The sequence below is a fragment of the Streptomyces sp. NPDC004788 genome (assembly GCF_053601115.1).
This window is the reverse complement of record NZ_JBSGBF010000004.1, coordinates 115,450-131,694: the sequence shown is the minus strand read 5'-3', so window position 1 is coordinate 131,694 and position 16,245 is coordinate 115,450. Positions and strand designations below refer to the sequence as shown.

General features: G+C 67.2%; 26 protein-coding genes. 24 read left to right on the top strand and 2 right to left on the bottom strand.

Annotated elements, in window-relative coordinates; all coding sequences use genetic code 11:
• The first annotated feature begins 4 nt into the window (after positions 1-4).
• The 8 genes from ACWEJX_RS03805 (at position 5) to ACWEJX_RS03770 (ending at position 7,099) form a co-directional block, all read left to right on the top strand.
• Positions 5-859: a phage tail family protein gene (locus ACWEJX_RS03805; RefSeq protein ID WP_451605912.1), complete on the top strand. Its 855-nt coding sequence runs from the start codon at positions 5-7 to the stop codon at positions 857-859.
• Positions 860-2,062: a siphovirus ReqiPepy6 Gp37-like family protein gene (locus ACWEJX_RS03800; RefSeq protein ID WP_451605911.1), complete on the top strand. Its 1,203-nt coding sequence runs from the start codon at positions 860-862 to the stop codon at positions 2,060-2,062. It begins immediately after the preceding gene.
• A complete protein-coding gene (locus ACWEJX_RS03795) occupies positions 2,062-2,361 on the top strand; it encodes a hypothetical protein (RefSeq protein WP_451605910.1) in 300 nt (99 codons plus the stop codon). The genes ACWEJX_RS03800 and ACWEJX_RS03795 overlap by 1 nt, the downstream gene beginning before the upstream one ends.
• Positions 2,362-2,364: 3 nt before the next feature.
• Positions 2,365-4,020: a hypothetical protein gene (locus tag ACWEJX_RS03790; RefSeq protein WP_451605909.1), complete on the top strand. Its 1,656-nt coding sequence runs from the start codon at positions 2,365-2,367 to the stop codon at positions 4,018-4,020.
• A 73-nt stretch (positions 4,021-4,093) separates the two neighbouring features.
• Complete coding sequence (locus tag ACWEJX_RS03785; protein WP_451605908.1) at positions 4,094-5,419, top strand: tail fiber domain-containing protein; 1,326 nt, start codon at positions 4,094-4,096, stop codon at positions 5,417-5,419.
• Positions 5,416-5,766: a DUF2746 domain-containing protein gene (locus ACWEJX_RS03780; protein WP_451605907.1), complete on the top strand. Its 351-nt coding sequence runs from the start codon at positions 5,416-5,418 to the stop codon at positions 5,764-5,766. The genes ACWEJX_RS03785 and ACWEJX_RS03780 overlap by 4 nt, the downstream gene beginning before the upstream one ends.
• A 69-nt stretch (positions 5,767-5,835) precedes the next feature.
• Positions 5,836-6,888, top strand: a complete 1,053-nt coding sequence (locus ACWEJX_RS03775) for a peptidoglycan-binding protein (protein ID WP_451605906.1) — start codon at positions 5,836-5,838, stop codon at positions 6,886-6,888.
• Between the two features lie 4 nt (positions 6,889-6,892).
• A complete protein-coding gene (locus ACWEJX_RS03770) occupies positions 6,893-7,099 on the top strand; it encodes a DUF7439 family protein (protein WP_451605905.1) in 207 nt (68 codons plus the stop codon).
• Positions 7,100-7,148: 49 nt separating this feature from the next.
• Here the strand turns inward: ACWEJX_RS03770 and ACWEJX_RS03765 are convergent, their stop codons facing one another.
• Positions 7,149-7,517: a hypothetical protein gene (locus ACWEJX_RS03765; protein WP_451605904.1), complete on the bottom strand. Its 369-nt coding sequence runs from the start codon at positions 7,515-7,517 to the stop codon at positions 7,149-7,151.
• A 134-nt stretch (positions 7,518-7,651) separates the two neighbouring features.
• On the opposite strand from ACWEJX_RS03765, the gene ACWEJX_RS03760 reads away from it, so the two are divergent.
• The 16 genes from ACWEJX_RS03760 (at position 7,652) to ACWEJX_RS03685 (ending at position 15,902) form a co-directional block, all read left to right on the top strand.
• Positions 7,652-8,113, top strand: coding sequence for a hypothetical protein (locus tag ACWEJX_RS03760; RefSeq protein ID WP_451605903.1), 462 nt, complete (start codon positions 7,652-7,654; stop codon positions 8,111-8,113).
• Positions 8,114-8,321: 208 nt separating this feature from the next.
• A complete protein-coding gene (locus ACWEJX_RS03755) occupies positions 8,322-8,585 on the top strand; it encodes a hypothetical protein (RefSeq protein ID WP_451605902.1) in 264 nt (87 codons plus the stop codon).
• Between the two features lie 83 nt (positions 8,586-8,668).
• The gene (locus ACWEJX_RS03750) at positions 8,669-9,541 is read left to right on the top strand and encodes a hypothetical protein (protein WP_451605901.1); all 873 of its coding nucleotides are present in this window, start codon (positions 8,669-8,671) and stop codon (positions 9,539-9,541) included.
• Positions 9,542-9,588: 47 nt separating this feature from the next.
• Positions 9,589-10,083: a hypothetical protein gene (locus ACWEJX_RS03745; RefSeq protein ID WP_451605900.1), complete on the top strand. Its 495-nt coding sequence runs from the start codon at positions 9,589-9,591 to the stop codon at positions 10,081-10,083.
• Positions 10,080-10,220 (top strand): hypothetical protein, encoded by a 141-nt coding sequence (locus ACWEJX_RS03740; RefSeq protein ID WP_451605899.1) that lies wholly within the window; start codon positions 10,080-10,082, stop codon positions 10,218-10,220. The genes ACWEJX_RS03745 and ACWEJX_RS03740 overlap by 4 nt, the downstream gene beginning before the upstream one ends.
• A gap of 44 nt (positions 10,221-10,264) precedes the next feature.
• Positions 10,265-10,702: a hypothetical protein gene (locus ACWEJX_RS03735; protein ID WP_451605898.1), complete on the top strand. Its 438-nt coding sequence runs from the start codon at positions 10,265-10,267 to the stop codon at positions 10,700-10,702.
• A gap of 229 nt (positions 10,703-10,931) precedes the next feature.
• Positions 10,932-11,813, top strand: a complete 882-nt coding sequence (locus ACWEJX_RS03730) for an AAA family ATPase (RefSeq protein WP_451605897.1) — start codon at positions 10,932-10,934, stop codon at positions 11,811-11,813.
• A gap of 16 nt (positions 11,814-11,829) precedes the next feature.
• Entirely contained in the window at positions 11,830-12,201 is a 372-nt protein-coding gene (locus ACWEJX_RS03725; RefSeq protein WP_451605896.1) for a hypothetical protein, read from the top strand.
• A complete protein-coding gene (locus tag ACWEJX_RS03720; protein ID WP_451605895.1) occupies positions 12,198-12,341 on the top strand; it encodes a DUF7215 family protein in 144 nt (47 codons plus the stop codon). The genes ACWEJX_RS03725 and ACWEJX_RS03720 overlap by 4 nt, the downstream gene beginning before the upstream one ends.
• Positions 12,338-12,757 (top strand): CHC2 zinc finger domain-containing protein, encoded by a 420-nt coding sequence (locus ACWEJX_RS03715; RefSeq protein WP_451605894.1) that lies wholly within the window; start codon positions 12,338-12,340, stop codon positions 12,755-12,757. The genes ACWEJX_RS03720 and ACWEJX_RS03715 overlap by 4 nt, the downstream gene beginning before the upstream one ends.
• A 31-nt stretch (positions 12,758-12,788) precedes the next feature.
• Positions 12,789-13,250: a hypothetical protein gene (locus tag ACWEJX_RS03710; RefSeq protein ID WP_451605893.1), complete on the top strand. Its 462-nt coding sequence runs from the start codon at positions 12,789-12,791 to the stop codon at positions 13,248-13,250.
• A gap of 2 nt (positions 13,251-13,252) precedes the next feature.
• Positions 13,253-13,570 carry a hypothetical protein gene (locus ACWEJX_RS03705; RefSeq protein ID WP_451605892.1) on the top strand — a complete coding sequence of 106 codons (318 nt, stop codon included), beginning with the start codon at positions 13,253-13,255 and terminating at the stop codon, positions 13,568-13,570.
• The gene (locus tag ACWEJX_RS03700; protein WP_451605891.1) at positions 13,567-13,773 is read left to right on the top strand and encodes a DUF7187 family protein; all 207 of its coding nucleotides are present in this window, start codon (positions 13,567-13,569) and stop codon (positions 13,771-13,773) included. Before ACWEJX_RS03705 ends, ACWEJX_RS03700 begins: the two co-directional genes overlap by 4 nt.
• Before the next feature lie 205 nt (positions 13,774-13,978).
• Entirely contained in the window at positions 13,979-15,163 is a 1,185-nt protein-coding gene (locus ACWEJX_RS03695) for a hypothetical protein (protein WP_451605890.1), read from the top strand.
• Positions 15,160-15,513, top strand: a complete 354-nt coding sequence (locus tag ACWEJX_RS03690) for a hypothetical protein (RefSeq protein WP_451605889.1) — start codon at positions 15,160-15,162, stop codon at positions 15,511-15,513. Before ACWEJX_RS03695 ends, ACWEJX_RS03690 begins: the two co-directional genes overlap by 4 nt.
• Entirely contained in the window at positions 15,513-15,902 is a 390-nt protein-coding gene (locus tag ACWEJX_RS03685; RefSeq protein ID WP_451605888.1) for a hypothetical protein, read from the top strand. The genes ACWEJX_RS03690 and ACWEJX_RS03685 overlap by 1 nt, the downstream gene beginning before the upstream one ends.
• 48 nt (positions 15,903-15,950) lie before the next feature.
• Here the strand turns inward: ACWEJX_RS03685 and ACWEJX_RS03680 are convergent, their stop codons facing one another.
• A complete protein-coding gene (locus ACWEJX_RS03680; RefSeq protein ID WP_362535008.1) occupies positions 15,951-16,163 on the bottom strand; it encodes a hypothetical protein in 213 nt (70 codons plus the stop codon).
• Positions 16,164-16,245 lie beyond the last annotated feature (82 nt).

The following is a 16,245-nucleotide window of genomic DNA, read 5'->3' as shown; positions in this document are numbered from 1 at the left end:
GCAAGTGCCCAAGCTGCTCCTGAGCAGCGGAGCGGACACGCTCGACCTGAACGAGGTCATGGACAAGGGCCTGGGCTACCAGGCTACGACGGGGGCAACAGGCTTCGGCCTGCCCCCCGTCAACGTCCAGTGGCTCGAAGGAGCGGGCGACGGCGCCGTGTACCGACGTAGGCGAGTCCTACCCAGAGACATCGACATCCCCCTTGAGATCCTCGCGCGCAGCCGTCGCGACCTCCAGGCCCGCATCTCCCGGCTGGCCCTCGCGCTGGCCGGGAGGTGCACCCTCACTCTCCAGAACGACGACAACACCCGCTGGCAGACCGAGGTCTACCGCACGGGCGGAGGCGATTTCACGTACGGGATCGAGACAACCGGCGAGCGCGAGTTCTCCACGATCATCTCCTTCCGCGCGCCCGACCCGTACTGGACCTCTTCGGTCACCGAGACCCGACAGATAACCGGGGCCACCTCGACCCCCTTCCTGTCGAACATGACCAAGCTGCCCGTCGCCGCCTCGCAGGCCATCGGCGAGATCCAGCTGAACAACTCCGGCGACGCCGAGGCGTACCCGATCTGGAAGGTCTACGGCCCCGGCAACACGTTCACCGCCGTCTCCCCGTTGGGCGAACGGCTGAAGTGGACCGGCGCGCTCGCATCCGGCGACGTCCTGACCATCGACACCAAGCGCGGCACGGTTACCGACCAGACCGGCGCCAACCGCTACAACCAGCTCGACGCCGCGCCCCGGTTCTGGACGGTCAAGCCCGGCCTGTCGACCGCCCAGGCGTCCCTCCTGGACGTCGTGGCCGGCTCGCGCATCGTGTGCTCCTGGCAGCCGCGGAAGTGGATGGTGGTGTGAGTGCAGCTCCGAGACATCACCGTTGAGGTGCGGGACAAGACGCTGACCCGCGTCGGCCTGGTCCGCCCCGAGGAGCTGGTCTTCGAGATGCAGGACTCCTTCAACAACGTCGGGTCCTGGAAGCTCACCCTCGCGGCAGAGCACCCGCTGACCCCGCACCTGCGGACCCCCGGCTCAGGCGTGATCATCACGGGCCCGAGCTACACCCTGATGTCCGGACCGACCACGAAGTTCGAGCACGCTGCCACACCAGAGGACACGGGCGGCAGCGTCGTCTTCGAGGGCGTATCCGACGACATCGTCCTACGGGACATGCTCGCGTTCCCCGAGCCGACCAACCCGAACGGAGCGACGCAGAAGCTCGCACACGACGTGAGACAAGGTGCGGCGGAGACCGTCATGCACTCCTTCGTTCGCGCCAACATCGGTCCGACAGCCCCCGTTGGACGGCGTAAGACAGGGCTCGTCATGGGCACTGACCACGGCCGCGGACCGCAGGTCGTGAAGAGTGCCCGATTCCCAGTGCTGGGCAACCTCCTGACCGAGATCGCCCTCCTGGCCAACCTTGGTTTCCGTGTCATACAGCGCGGTAACCAGCTCGTTTTCGAAACGTACGAGGTGTTGGACAGGACCAACTTCATCCGTCTCGACGTGCTTAACGGCACGCTCAGCGGGCAGCGCGCGACGATCTCGGCGCCGGGTGTCACCCGCGCGATCGTGGCCGGCCAGGGCGAGCTGACCAAGCGGCAGCTCCTCCAGGTCTCCTCACCGACGAGCCTGGAAGCCGAGGACGACTGGGGCCGGCGCATCGAGCGCTGGATCGACCAGCGGAACACCGACAAGTGGGACGAGCTTCAGCAGGCCGGGGACGAGGCCATCGCCGACGAGGGCTTCACCGCCGTCGATGTGCAGCTCGTCCCCATGGAGGACTCGACGATGGCCTTCGGCAAGGACTGGGGCCTGGGAGACCGGGTCGCGGTCGTGGTGGACGACCAGGAGCTGAAGTCCAACGTCACTGGCCTCGCCCTCAAGGCAGGGTCCAACGGCTTCCAGGTCGGTGCCCTCCTCGGCGACGCGACGGGGTTCAACCTCGACGTCGCACTGAACAAGCGACTGTCCCGCACCGAGAAGCGCGTTTCTCACCTGGAGCGTGCGGACGCCGGGGGCGGCTCGGACATCATGGCGATCATGGGGGTTTGGTAGTGGCTACGCCGATCAACTTCTTCCGGGGCCCAGCCCCTACCGCCCTCACCACGGCCTACACCGTGCCCGAGGCCGGACAGGCGATCGTGACGAACATCGTCGCCGCCAACCCGAGCACCACGGCCGTCGGATCGGTCGTGGTCAAGCTCGGCGGAATCGACATCATCCCCGCGGTGAGCCTCGCCGCGAAGGGCGTTCTGACCCTGGAGATCAACCAGGTGCTCGACGAGAACGAGGCGATCCAAGTGCAGGGCAGCGGAGCCGCGTGCACGCTGCACGTCTCCGGAGTGGAGGTTTAACGAGTGGGACTGAGCGTATGGCCGGCCCCCGAGGATTCCGGCGTCGTCGGTCCCACGGGCGCGACCGGTCCACAGGGACCGAAGGGCGACATCGGAGCCATCGGCCCGAAGGGCGACACCGGCTCGACCGGCTCGACAGGGGCCCCCGGCAGCCAGCTCCTCACCGGCACTGCTGCGCCGAACTCAGGGACCGGCGTGGACGGCGACATGTACGTCCAGGACGACACCCGCACGTACCTCGGCGTCACGAGCACCACCCTGACCTTCTGGAAAAAGACCGCCGGCACCTGGACCAAGGTCGGCAACAACGTCGGCGGCTCGAAGTGGTACGTCAACAACGCCTCGACCTCCAGCACCGACACCAAGCCGGGCGACATGCTGCTCCGCATCGACACGGGCGACATCTGGCAGCGCGGCGCGTCCGGCTGGGGCACTTCGATCGGCAACTTGAAGGGCGCGAAGGGCGACACGGGTGCGACCGGCCCGCAAGGGCCGAAGGGTGATCCCGGCAGCGTCGACACCGTGAACGGCAAGGCCGGCCCGGCAGTCACGCTGACCGCCACCGACGTGAACGCCCTCCCTCTCGCGGGCGGCACTCTCACGGGACATACCGAAATCAGGCCGACCACTGGACACGCGCTCACCGCGTACGGCAGCAGTGACGCGTCCACGTTCTTCCGCGTCACGGACGCCGGGCACCCATACAGCAACAGCCTGCGCTCCACGTTCTACAACGTCGGCGTCGGCGACACGACCACGCCGTTCGGCGGAGGCGTGCGTGTCCTTGGTTTGCAGAACGCATCCACCGTACCCACGACCAACCCGGCCAACGGAGTCGTCGCCTACGCCGAGGGTGGCGTGATGAAGGTCCGCCAGTCCGACGGCACGATCGTCACGGTCGGAGGCGGCGGAGTCTCCTCCGTCAACGGCAAGACGGGCGCGGTCACGCTGACTGCTGCCGACGTCTCCGCCCTCGCCTCCACGACGCGCGGCGCGGCCAACGGCGTTGCCAGCCTCGACTTGACCTCGAAGATTCCGATCGCGCAGATACCGAACGCGGCCCGGAACGCCTGGACCCCGCAGGCCCTCGGCTTCCAGGCGTGGAGTGTCGACCCAGCAGCCGTCGCCAACCCGACAACGCTCAAGGCCGCGGTGATCCAGCGCCTGTACTTTGCGGGCATCAACATCACCGAGCCGACCCCCGTGTCCAAGGTCGTCGTTCACGCCCGAGGCTGGGGCGGCTCGACTCTGATCCCGGCTGCCCGCTTCATGGCAGGCATCTACAGCGAAGCCGGATCGCGAGTCGCATGGACCGGCAGCACGGCACTGTCCAACGTTCAGGCCGCCGGCCAGGAGACGGGTACGCCGACTGACGCGAAGGACAACCACATCGGCGCGGTACCCCTCAACCTCACGGCCACAACGACGTTGCAGCCGGGCCGCTACTGGGCCGCCTTCCTGATGACGGCTGGCGCGGCGACTGACTTCTACTACATGCACATCCAGAACGAGGCTCCGTCGAACCCGTCGAACTTCCACCTGCTCGGCACGGCGTTCATGCGGGCCGGTTACCTCGCGTCGCAGACGACGCTTCCGGCGTCGATCACCCCGTCAAGCATGAAGCTCGATCTCGACCCGATGATCCTGGCGCTCGCCTGACGCTCACCCCCAGCCCCTGGCCCCCGAGACATCGCGCTCGGGGGCCTTTCGCTTCCCCAGGAAGGAGCCCCGAGTGGCGATAACCTCCTACCCCTTCGACGAGCAGCCGGTCAGCGAAGGTGAGTTCTCCTACCTCTTCCGCGAGCTTCAGTCCACGGGCGTCGCCGACACCGTTGGAGGACCTGGCTTCTCCGTCTACGCCGACAGCTCTGGGATGCAAGTCAAGGTTCCGTCCGGCTTCGCCGTGATCCGCGGCCACGCCGTGCAGTCCACCGACACCGAAATCGTCCCGATCAGTGCGGCCTCGACGAGCGCTCGCACAGACCGCGTGGTCCTGCGACTCGACCCGACCGCGAACCAGATCTCGCTCGCCGTCGTCGAGGGCACGCCCGGCGGTGGCCTGCCGGCCCTGACCCAGACCGACACCGGCGTATACGAGTTCCCCCTGGCTCAGGTGACCGTCGCCATCGGCGCCGCGACGATCACGCCATCCGCCGTCACCGACGACCGCCGGTTCACCGGCAACAGCGTGGGCGGCTGGACCACGACCACCAGGCCGCAGGGTCCGCGCGTCGGCCGTCTCGGCTACAACACCTCAACCAAGACGTGGGAGTTCTGGAACGGCACCGCGTGGGCCGACCTCGCACCCACCGCCACCTGGTCGTCGATCTCGGGCCGGCCGAACACCTTCGAGCCGACGCCCCACACCCACGAGTGGACCGAGGTGGTCAACAAGCCGACCTCGTTCAACCCGACCAGCCACACCCACGACTGGGCCCAGGTCACGGGTAAGCCGTCCACGTACGCGCCGAGCACGCACGCTCACGACTGGGACACCATCACAGGCAAGCCGACAACGTTCGCGCCCTCGTCGCACTCTCACACGTGGGCGTCGATCACCTCGAAGCCGGCCACCTTCCCCCCGGACTCTCACTCCCACTCGGGCTACCTGACGTCCGGCTCGACGATCGCCTGGGCCAACGGCACCAAGCGCGTCCACGCTGACAGCGTCAGCGGCTCCGGTACCTACTACGCGGTTTGGGTGCAGGGCGACGGCACCTTCGCGCGGAACACCTCCTCGATCAAGTTCAAGGAGAACGTCCGCGACTACGAGGTCAACCCGGACGACGTCCTCGCGCTCCGCCCCGTCATCTACGACCGCAAGGACACCGTGGACGGCGACGGCACTGTGCGCCTGGGCCGCGACGACGAGGTGGGCCTCATCGCCGAGGAGGTCGAGCCTCACCTTCCGTGGCTGATCAACTACCTCGACGGAGAGGTGGACGGTCTTCGCTACGACCTGCTCGGCGTCGCCCTGATCCCGGTCGTCCAGCGCCAGGCCGCGCAGCTCACCGACCTGGAGTCCCGCCTGGCGGCCCTGGAGGCGAAGGCCGCGTGACCCTCGCCCTCGAACCGACCGTGCAGGTCTCCCTCGTCACGGCCGGCGGCACCGTCATGGTCGCGCTGATCGGCATCGCCGCGGAGTTCATGCGCCGCCAGGCCAAGGCGATCAGCGAGGTCGCCGGCCACGCGCAGGAGGCCCGCGACCAGGTGGCCAACACGCACAGCACGAACTTGCGCGACGACCTCGACGCCGTGGCGTACCGCATCGACCGCGTCCTGGCCCTCCAGGAGCGGCACAGCGAGGAGATCAGCGCCCTGCGCCAGGACATCGCCCACGAGCGCCGCGAACGCCTGGCCGTGTCCGAGCGCCTCGACGACCACATGGCGGCCACGACCGCCTGACCACCCCACCCCGCCACGGCCCCGTCTCGATGTGAGGCGGGGCCTTCGTGTTCCCTGGAGGTTCCACCCTTGTCCGTCACGATCATCTCCCGCGCGGCCTGGGGCGCTAAGCCCTGGGACGGCTCCCCCAACCAGGTCGCGCTCAGCCAGCGCACCGAGTTCTTCATCCACTACGACGGCGCGAACCACATCGCCGCGACCGGCAACGCTGTACCGCAGGCCATCGACCGCCAGCACCACGCACAGGGCTGGGCGGGCATCGGCTACAACTTCGTGGTCGACCAGAACGGCGCCATCTACGAGGGCCGGGGCTGGACCCTTCAGGGCGCGCACTGCCCGGACCATAACGTGACGGGGCTCGGCGTTCAGATCGCCATCGGCGGCGACCAGGAGCCGAGCGCCAAGGCTCTGTCTGCCGCGCGTGCCCTGTATGACGAGGCGTGCCGGAAGACTGGCCGCAAGCTCGCGATGAAGGGCCACAAGGACGGCTTCGCGACGCTCTGCCCCGGCTCCACGCTCTACGCATGGGTCCGGGCCGGGATGCCGGCCGACGGCTACGAGCCCGCCCCCGGTGGCGGCTCGTCCGGCTCGGGCTCGACTGTCGCCCGCTACCAGGTCACGATCGGTGGCCTGACCTACGGGTATGGCGCGACCGGCGACCATGTGACGAAGGTCGGCAAGGCGCTGGTCGCAAAGGGCTTCGGCAAGCACTACGCCGAGGGCCCCGGTCCTCGCTGGACGGACGCAGACACCGAGAACTACGCCGACTTCCAGCGCAGCCTCGGCTTCTCCGGGAAGGACGCCGACGGCGTCCCCGGCGAGTCCAGCCTGATCAAGCTCCTGGGCTCCCTGCCCTCGGCGGCCAAGCCCGTGCGCTACGAGCCCTTCCCGGGGGGTGCGTTCTTCAAGGGCCGGCCGTACTCGGCCGTCGTCACCGCGATGGGTAAGCGCCTGGTCGCCGAGGGCTGCTCCGCCTACTCCTCGGGCCCGGGTGCCCAGTGGACCGAGGCGGACCGGCTCTCCTACCAGAAGTGGCAGCGCAAGCTCGGGTACACCGGGAGCGCGGCGGACGGATGGCCGGGCCAGGCGTCCTGGGACAAGCTTCGCGTGCCGGAGGTGTGAGCCGATGGCCAAGCACGGTAAGCCCGTGCCCCTGATCCTTCCGCTCCTGCCGAAGAAGGCGCAGCCTTACGCCAAGGCGGCTGTCGCGACGATCGGCACCCTCGCCGGCCTGGCCTCCCTTTACCTCGCCGACGAGCCGAAGGTTGCGGTCGCCGTCCACGTGCTAACCGCACTGGGTGTATATGCCCAGCCGAACGGAGAGTCCGAGTAACACAACGCCCCCACTGACCGCGATGGTCGGTGGGGGCGCTCTCGCCGTCTCAGCCCTCTCGTTCCCTGAGCTGGGCCTGGATCTCCTCCATGCTCGTGACCACGGCCTTTCGTCGGCCGTCTGCCTTCCTGGCCGGCTGCTTCGCGGCGGACTTCCTGGCCGGCTGCTTCGCGGCGGCCTTGCGTGTCCTGGGTGTCGAGGTGGGCGGGTTGGACTGCGTGGCGCGCCCGTCCGAGTGTGCGCCCGTAGGAGCGGGGACATCGTCCGTCTTGCTGCGGACCTGCTCGACCAGGTCGTAGATGGGGCGGGCGTGCTCCGCACACAAGTCCATCTCGACCGTTTCGCCGTCCACAGTGACCTCGACCGTGGTCGCCGGGGTGGCCCGGTCGATGTCGCAGGCGATGACCTCGATCTTCATCCCACTCCTCTTGTTCCTTATGTCCTACTCACAGGGTACCGGATGGGAAAGGTTGACAGACTCTCGAAAGCCATGGGAAAGTCAAACCAATATGTCAAGTGCGATCGCAGCACACATCGAGAACAGGCAGACCCGTGGCGAAGAAGAAGATCCAGAACGACCAGGAGGTCATCACATGGTTCAAGGAGGGCAGGAGTTACGCGTGGATGACCGAGGAGTACAAGCGCAAGTACAACATCGACATGTCCGCCTCCGCCTGGGGAAACTTCCGGTACAGAAAGGGCCTCGATCGACGCATCGCGCGTGATGACGACCTGATCCCGTGGGCCATGGAGGAGGAGCATCGCCAGCAATACCCGGTGATCATGCTGCGCGCCGAGGCTCGCAGGCGGGCCGGCCTGGAACTCGGTGAGGACAAGCTGAAGCGCCTGGAGTCCTGGAAGGCGATGCTCAAGGACAAGGACGTCGTCATCCACTACGAACCGAAGCTCGACGGGTTCTACTACGTGCCGCGCGAGGACGGCGACGGCGAGTTCATCCGTACGCCGAAGCGGAAGACGACCAAGCGCCGCAACGCTGACGAGCGCGACAGCTGACATCTGACGCCACCAAGGCCCCTGGTCCTTACCAAGGGGCCTATTTGTCATGTACGGAGCGTAAGGCGCTAAAGCGGAATATCGCTACTTACTTGAACAGTACAGGTTTAGGGTCTAGATTCGAATCAACGTTCGAGCAAGGCGAGACTTGACGGCTGACCTGGGGAGATGTCAGAGTCCTCGTCTCACTAACACTTGGGGGGCCATAGTGCTGCGAGTCCTGGAGAGGGCCGACCTGGTTGCTGACGGTGGACGCATCTGCGTCTACATCGACGCCGAGTCGGAGGACTTCCGGATGGTTACGAATCCACACGAGCACGACACCGCGATCATGAGGGACCTGCTCAAGTTCCTGAAGGCACTGGGGCTTGAGATGGTCGACCAGGCCGAGTACGACGAAGAGTTCGATACGGAGGGCAACATCATCACCTACCTGTGCGAGCGCGAGCCTCTGGCGGCAGCGTGGCTCTGAACCTGATCGAGGTTCCACAGCGGTCGGCACACCCCAACCACTCGGTCCCACGGGATGGTTGGGGTCGCCCCCTTGTCGTCCCGATGGGCGGCGGAAAGCCCAAGGGCTACACCCGGACAACGACTTTCATCGACTGCATCGAGGACAAGAGCGCCTTGATCGACTGGGGCAAGCGCATGGTCCTGGTCGGCGCCGCCAAGCGTGCCGACCTGGTGGACAAGGCGCTCGGCCTGGACCCCGAGGACCCGGCGGACAAGAAGACGCTCAACCTCCTGTCCGAGCAGGCGACTGATGCCTCGGGAGCCAACGACAAGCGCGAGCGCGGAACGCACCTGCACAACCTGAGCGAGCTGGTCGACGCCGGCCGACCGCTCCCGCCCACGGCTTCGCCGCAGGATGTCGAGGACATGGGTGCGTACCTCATAGAGACGTCCGTGCTCACGATCAAGGCCGTCGAGCAGTTCGTCGTAGTCGACGAGCTGGGAGTCGCCGGCACCTTTGACCGCATGGCCGAGTACGACGGGCCGGGCCCGGACGGCGAGCCGCTGTCGGGCGACTTCATCTGTGACCTGAAGACCGGCTCGGTGGAGTACGGCGGCCTGAAGATGGCGGCACAGCTCGCGTGCTACTCGCGCGGCGTGCTGTACGACCACACGCGCTTCCCGGTGGATGCGGGCGACGATGCCGCGGTTGCGGAATTCAAGCGCAGTGTGATAGACGTACGGGACGCCGCGCGCGCCTACCGACCCCTACCGCCCGTCAACCAGGACTGGGGTGTCATCATCCACCTGCCGGCGGGTGAAGCGGCGTGCACCCTCTACTGGGTCGACCTCAACCTCGGCTGGGAGGCGGCGCAGTTGGCGCTGAACATCCGGAGGATGCGCTCAAGGTCCCGCAAGGCCCTGCGGCCGTTCGCGAGGCAGGCCGTGAAGAATCAGGCCGCTTCGGCGGCCTGAAGGTGTGATAAAGTGACAGGACCGTAGCGAGAGAGGAACGTTAGCGAGTGAGTGAATCGAGTCGGAGTATCACCGTCACGATCAAGTACGGCAAGGGGTATGACGACCCGTGGCTGGTCCTCAAGGGTCGGCCGGGCGAGGTCCGCGAGGACATCCTCGAAAGCTTCGGAATCGAACGTGATAGTGTGACAGGACTGACTCTGTCGGACATCGTCGTCAACGCTACAAACATCGCCCACGGCAAGGGCCTGATCGCGACCCATCTCGGCGCGACGGTCATCTCCGAGGAGTCCGCCCCGCCGGCCAAGCCGCAGGGCGACCCGTGGGCGAACGTCGGCAGCGCACAGCAGGCGTCGAGCGCCTGGTCGGACAAGTCGGCCACCTCCCCCGAGCAGGACAAGAACGCCTGGATTCTCGGGGAGATCGAGAAACAGACCAACCGCGCGGACCTGAAGAAGGTCTGGGCCGCGAACCAGTCCTTCTTCGCCGACCCGGCCGTGATGGACGCCTACAAGGCCAAGGGGAAGTCGCTCCCCGCGTGAAGCCCTCCGAGATGTCCGCGGTGGTGCTCCTCGTCGTGGGCATCATCGCCAGCTTCCTGATCTGGACGTCCGCGCCGTGCGGGCTCTGGACCTTCAGCAAGGTCGGCGACGTGCCGGCTCGCTGCATCACCAAGTAACTCACCACCGAGCATCGTTCACCGAACACAAGGAGATACGCCCAGTGGCACTCAACCTCATCGAGATTCCCGTGCAGGCCGGCGGCTGGTTCAAGCCCGGCGACAACCAGTCCGCAGTCGCCATCCTGGTGGAGGTCCACTCCTTCGAGCGTCAGCGTCCGACGCCGAACGGCCCGAAGGACAGCGTCCTGGCCGACATCACCGTCTTCAAGGACCAGGGGCAGCTCGCGGCCGGCACCCCCGAGGTGACCAAGGGTCAGCGCATCGAGCAGACCATCCTCGCCCGTGACCTGGAGACCATCGTCGGTGGCGCGACCATCGTGACCCTCGACCAGATCCCCCCGAAGAAGCCGGGGCAGCGCCCCGCGTGGGTGTGGCGTCCGCTCAACGATGCCGACACCCGGACCAAGGTCATCGCGTACGCCAACGTCCGCGAGGCCAAGGCGGAGGCGGCCCTGGACGACGCCCCCGACTTCGACTGACCCACGTGTGATAGACGTACACATCAAGCCCGGAAGGAGGGCGATGGCGGGGGAAGCCCCGCTGAAAGGAGGTCCCGAGTGCGTTCACCCTGGGACGACTACCACGCAGGCCCGCACGAGTTGCCCGGCGCCACCTTGTACGTGACGCGCCGCCCATGCCCGGCTGCCACACGCTCATCGCTTCCGCTGGCGTCCAGCGGGTCGTCACCCTCGGAGAGGAGTCCGGTACGTGCTCACCCCTGGTAGGTCTCTTTCGCTCCATGCGGAGTCGGGCCGTGAACTCCCTCGAATAGAGGCGTTCACTGACCTGTACGCCGCTGGAGTTCGACCCCGCCATGGCGAGGTCGTCATGGTGGCCGGCCGGTCGGGCACGCAGAAGTCGGGCTTTGCTCTCTTCTGGGTGGCACAGATGAATCTCCCCACCCTCTACTTCTCCGCCGACATGAGCGCGTTCACCGCCTCGTCTCGACTGGCTTCGATGGCCACGAGGGATACGGTCGAGATGGTCGAGGCCGGCATGGCCGAGGGCGGAAAGTACCGGCAGGCATACCTCGATGCGCTAGCCGACTCGCAGATCACCTTCTCGTTCGGCAGCCCCATCACGTGGCGGCAGATCGACGAGGAGATGGAGGCGTACATCGAGCTGTGGGATGCATACCCGCAGGTCATCGTCTTCGACAACCTGATGGACTTCGAAAACGCCGAGTCGGACTACACCGAGCAGATGGCCGTGATGCAGGGCTGCACCGAGCTGGCCCGCGACACGGGCGCGACGGTCATCATCCTGCACCACGCGAGCGACAAGGCGTGGGAGGCCAAGACCTCCCCGTGGAACCCGCCGAGCCGCGACCAGGTCAAGGGCGGCCTGTCGGAGAAGCCCGAGCTGTCGCTGTCCGTGGCCCTCGACCCGACGTCGATGGCGTACCACGTGGCGTGCATCAAACAGCGCATGGGCCCGTGCGATCCGACCGCACAGCGCTACACGACGATGATCTGCGAGCCCGAGTACACGCGCTTCCGCCGCGCGGAGCCGAGGCAGATCATCCAGGCCGCCAAGCAGCCGGCCGCACAGGAGGAGTGGAGCCCGACGAAGGTGCTCCTCGGTTCTTAGGACAGGGTGTGATAAAGTGACGGATACTTCAGTGCGGAACAAGCGCAACAAGCGCAAGGGCTCCCAGTGGGAGAGTGACCTGCGGGACGGCCTGCGCAGCGAGGGGTTCGACGTCGAGTCCCTGCGCCTGGGCGGCGCCGAGGATGAGGGCGACATGGTCGTCCGGCTCGGCGGTGAGTTCCTGGTGATCGAGGCGAAGAACGCCAAGCTCGAACCGGCCACGTTTGTCCGAGAGGCCGGCATCGAGCGCCTGAACTTCGCCAAGCACCGCGGCCTTGACAAGAGGGCGGTCCTGTCGATCGCCGTCGTGAAGGCCCGAGGCAAGTCCTGGCGGCAGGCGTATGTCCTGACGACGCTGGAGAGCTACCTCGGCCTGGACCCGAAGTGATCGGGTTCATCGGCTGGGAGGCCGTCGATTACGAGCGCGCCTGGGACGAAGCGGAAGCCTTCCGGGAGTACATCGACGACGCGGAGGCCGACCTCGCCCTGGTCCTAGCCGTCGAGGAGTGGCTGAGGGTGGAGCCGTGAGGTACCGCCGCATCGGCGAGCGCGAGCACGGCGACGACGAGAACAAGCCGAGCCTTGAAGCGGTGATGGAGCACTTCGAAGTCGACTTCAACTCGGAGCGCAACACGGGGATGGCCAAGTGCCCTCTCCATGACGACAACACGCCGTCCATGTCCTACAAGCTCGACGCCGGCCTCTGGAAGTGCCACTCCTGCGGAGAGGGCGGCGACAGCTACTCGATGATCATGTTGAAGGAGGAGACCGATTTCCGAGGAGCACGAGCCCTTGCGGCCACTCTCGGCCTCCCAGCGGGCGATGCTGGAGGAAGCGACTCAGGCGTACGAAGGAGCGCTTACGGCGGAGGTCGCTCAGTATCTCCACGCAAGGGGGCTCGGCCGGGAGCAGGCGGTTTCCGCCCGACTTGGCGTCGTCGCTGACCCGTTCCCGGGCCACGGGAAATACCGGGGGATGCTCGCGATCCCCTACCTGGATAAGGACGGCAAGCCGCTGACGATCCGGTTCCGCTGCCTCCAGGAGCACAACCACCGGGACTTCTTCCACGGCAAGTACAACACGATCAAGGACGACATCCCGCGCATGTACGGGATCGACGCCATCCATCAGGCCGGCGACACGATCGACATCACCGAGGGCGAGCTGGACCGCGCGATCCTGCGCAAGCTCGGCCTGTTCGCGGTCGCCGCACCCGGCGCCAACATGTGGCAGGGCAGGCACCGCAGGATGCTGGCCGGCTTCTCCAAGGTCCGCGTGTGGGGCGACCCCGATGAGGCGGGCGCGGAGTTCTCGTCGAAGATCTGCCGCCAGCTCCGCACGGCGCAGGCCATGCGGCTGCGCGTAGGCGACGTGACCGAGACCTACCTGGCAGGGGGCGCTGAAGCCGTCCTGTCTCTTATCGACGACGAGGTGTGATAGTGGAACAAACGACGAAGCCGAAGCGAGCCCCCCGCAAGGTCGACCCCCTGGTGCGGGTCGTCGAGCAGGAGGTCCGACCCGAGATCCCCAACTACGCCGCGAAGGCCGGCACCCCCAAGAAACGGATGACCGCCCACGAGGGCCGTGCGGCGGCCTGGGGCGGCGAGTTCGAGAAGACCGGCAGCCTGGACTCCCTCCTGCTGTCCCTGACCTTCGAGGTCGGCGCCGCCGCCGGCCTGGAGATACGGCCCGCGCTCGTTCAGCTCGCCGCCGCAGCCCTCGGCGAGATCGAGCGCATCGACAAGGCCGGCCGATGAGCGAACCGAACGACTTTGAGGTCCCGGAAGACCTTGGCGAGCTGCTCGGCGGAGAGATCGCGATCGACTTCTACTCCAGCGTGCGGCGGGCCGCGTCCATCGTGGGCGACCTGCGCAAGGCGCTGCGCGAGGAGGGGTTCACCCGCGAGGAGACCTTCGAGCTGGTTCAGGCGTACTGGGTCTCTGAGATGGGGGTGATCTAGTGCCCCTCCCCGGGAACCCGGGCCCCTCCCTCGCGCAGATCTGGGCCGACCTCGGCGACCGCGAGCGCGACCTCTTCTTCGACCACCTCTTCGGGGGCACGTCGGCCGACTGGCTGGCCGCCACCCTGCGCAAACACGGACACGAGGTGTCCGCAACGACCATCCGAACTTACCGGCGCTCCCTTGCGCCAGAGGGAGTGTGAAAGTGACGAGCCTGAAGGACGAGCTTCTGGCGAAGCCCGTCGGGCCGAGCGTCCCCGCCAGGACGACGGACCCCGACAAGGACTTCACGAAGCAGATCGAGGTGACCGGCGACCAGGCGGCCGTGACGGTGCGAGGGCCGGCCGACGGGGTCGACGAGGACGCTGCAACCGCCTACCTGCGCACGCAGGGCCTTGACCCTGTCGAGTGGCGGGCAACCGGCTTCCGCTCCTCGGAGTGGACGATGGCCAACGGAGACACGGGAGTGTCGACCCGGTTCACCTTCGCCCGCCAGGGCCTCGTCGAGCAGACATACGCGATCGACGACCTTCTGGCCACGATCCAGGCGTACGAGCCGGGCCCGCCTCGCCGGGCTGGCGGCGACCACTCGTTCGTGATCGCCCTCGGCGACATGCAGTTCGGAAAAATCGACGGCGACGGCGTGGAAGGCACGCTCCAGCGCACGGTCGAGTGCATCAACGAGGCTGCGGAGCGTCTGACCTGGTACCGGAGCCGGTTCGATGTCGGACACGTTCACGTGGCCTGGCTGGGTGACCACATCGAAGGCTTTCAGTCGCAGGGCGGCGCGAACGTGTGGCGGACGCCGCTCACGCTGACCGAGCAGGTCCGCCTCGACCGCCGGGTGAAGCTGCACGCGATGCTCACGTTCGCGCCGCTAGTCGAGCGCCTGACGATGGCCGCCGTGCCGGGCAACCACGGCGAAGCCGTGCGGATCAACGGCAAGGGCGTGACGAGGTACGACGACTCTCACGACACCGAGTCCCTGATCGCCGTCAAGGACGCCGCGGACCTGAACCCGGGCCTGTTCGGTCACGTCGAGTTCTTCGTGCCCGACACGGACGAACTGACGGTCGTCGTCGACTGCTCGGGCACGGTCGCAGCCCACGCCCACGGCCACCAGTGGAGGCCCGGCAAGCACTTCGAGTGGTGGAAGGGGCAGGCGTTCAACCGCGAGTCCGCGATGCACCAGGCGGACCTCCTGCTCGCCGGCCACCTGCATCACGAGCACGTCGACACCGACGGGCACCGCACGTTCCTCCAGCCGCCGGCCATGGAGAGCGAGTCGACGTGGTGGCGGCACGCCAAGGGGACGACGGGGGCACCGGGCCTGATCGTCGCAGTGACCAAGGATGGGCGAGTGCCCGTGAAGGAGGTAGTGCACGGTTGATCAACCTGATCGACATGGAGGACACGACGGCCGAGACGGCAGAGGAGGCGTACGCAGACTGGTCCCGCGTCCAGGACCCCACGGTTCGGAAGGTGGTCGAGCGGGCCGCCTGGCACATGGCCGACAAGTACGGCAGCACCCGCACGATCGAGCGGGACGACGCGATCCAGGAGGGGCTGATCCTGGTGGCCACAAACCGCCGGCTCGCCGAGTGCTTGGACGACCCCGAGCTGGGCCCGGGGGTGCTGTACCACCGGCTCGTGCAGCTCCTGACGACGAGGGTCCGCACCGAGGCGAAGCACCGCTCGCGCAGCACCTCGTACGAGGTGGTCACCGGGGCGGCTGCCTGATGGGGACCTACCAGCGCGCAGACGTCGAGCACGTTCTGCCCTACCTGTTCGACGCCGAGTCCGCGTACGGCATCAAGGCCGAGGTGTACGTCGAGGACGGGATGCCCAAGGGCTACTCGGACCCGAGCAAGGGGAACTCGATCTTCGCGGCCCTGTCGGATGTCCGGCGGGCCTGGCGCGACACGGACCTCTCCCTCGTCGAGAGGCAGGCCGTACTCATGCGCCACGTGCTGGACCTGGAGCTGAAGGTGATCGCCGCCTTCCAGTCCGTCGAGGCGTCGACCGCGATGCGGCGGCACGAGCGAGGCGTCGGGAAGCTGACGGCCTGGCTGAACGGCGAGACCTACGTGGACGGGTACGACTCCCTTCCGGAACTGGCCGCCGCGTAGCGTGACTGGGGAAACCCCCAGGCACGTCGGCCTGGGGGGCTTCCACACTCAAGGGGCGGGCGGGCCGCCCTGTCCGCCGCCGGCGAGGAAGGCGAGGACGCCGAGGCCCAGGGTGCCGACTCCGATAAAGCCGCCACCACCCCACACGACGCTAGTCGGCACTGCCTCGCCCAGGATGGCCGCAGCGATCCCGCACAGGAGGCCGCCGATCACGGAGGCCATGAACCACATCACGACAGCGGCCGGACGACTGACGTTCACCTACTCAAACCCCTCATCTGAGGGTGGCCGGTGAGACGCTTGCGACGGTCTCGACCAGCCACCTGCGTTAACAAGTGACAAA

What these genes read in the sequence shown, in the direction of transcription:
- ACWEJX_RS03770 (WP_451605905.1), top strand. Translation starts at nt 6,893, where the DNA reads ATGGCCAAGCACGGTAAGCCCGTGCCCCTGATCCTTCCGCTCCTGCCG.
- ACWEJX_RS03765 (WP_451605904.1), bottom strand. Translation starts at nt 7,517, where the DNA reads ATGAAGATCGAGGTCATCGCCTGCGACATCGACCGGGCCACCCCGGCG.
- ACWEJX_RS03750 (WP_451605901.1), top strand. Translation starts at nt 8,669, where the DNA reads ATGGGCGGCGGAAAGCCCAAGGGCTACACCCGGACAACGACTTTCATC.
- ACWEJX_RS03710 (WP_451605893.1), top strand. Translation starts at nt 12,789, where the DNA reads ATGCTCGCGATCCCCTACCTGGATAAGGACGGCAAGCCGCTGACGATC.
- ACWEJX_RS03700 (WP_451605891.1), top strand. Translation starts at nt 13,567, where the DNA reads ATGAGCGAACCGAACGACTTTGAGGTCCCGGAAGACCTTGGCGAGCTG.
- ACWEJX_RS03685 (WP_451605888.1), top strand. Translation starts at nt 15,513, where the DNA reads ATGGGGACCTACCAGCGCGCAGACGTCGAGCACGTTCTGCCCTACCTG.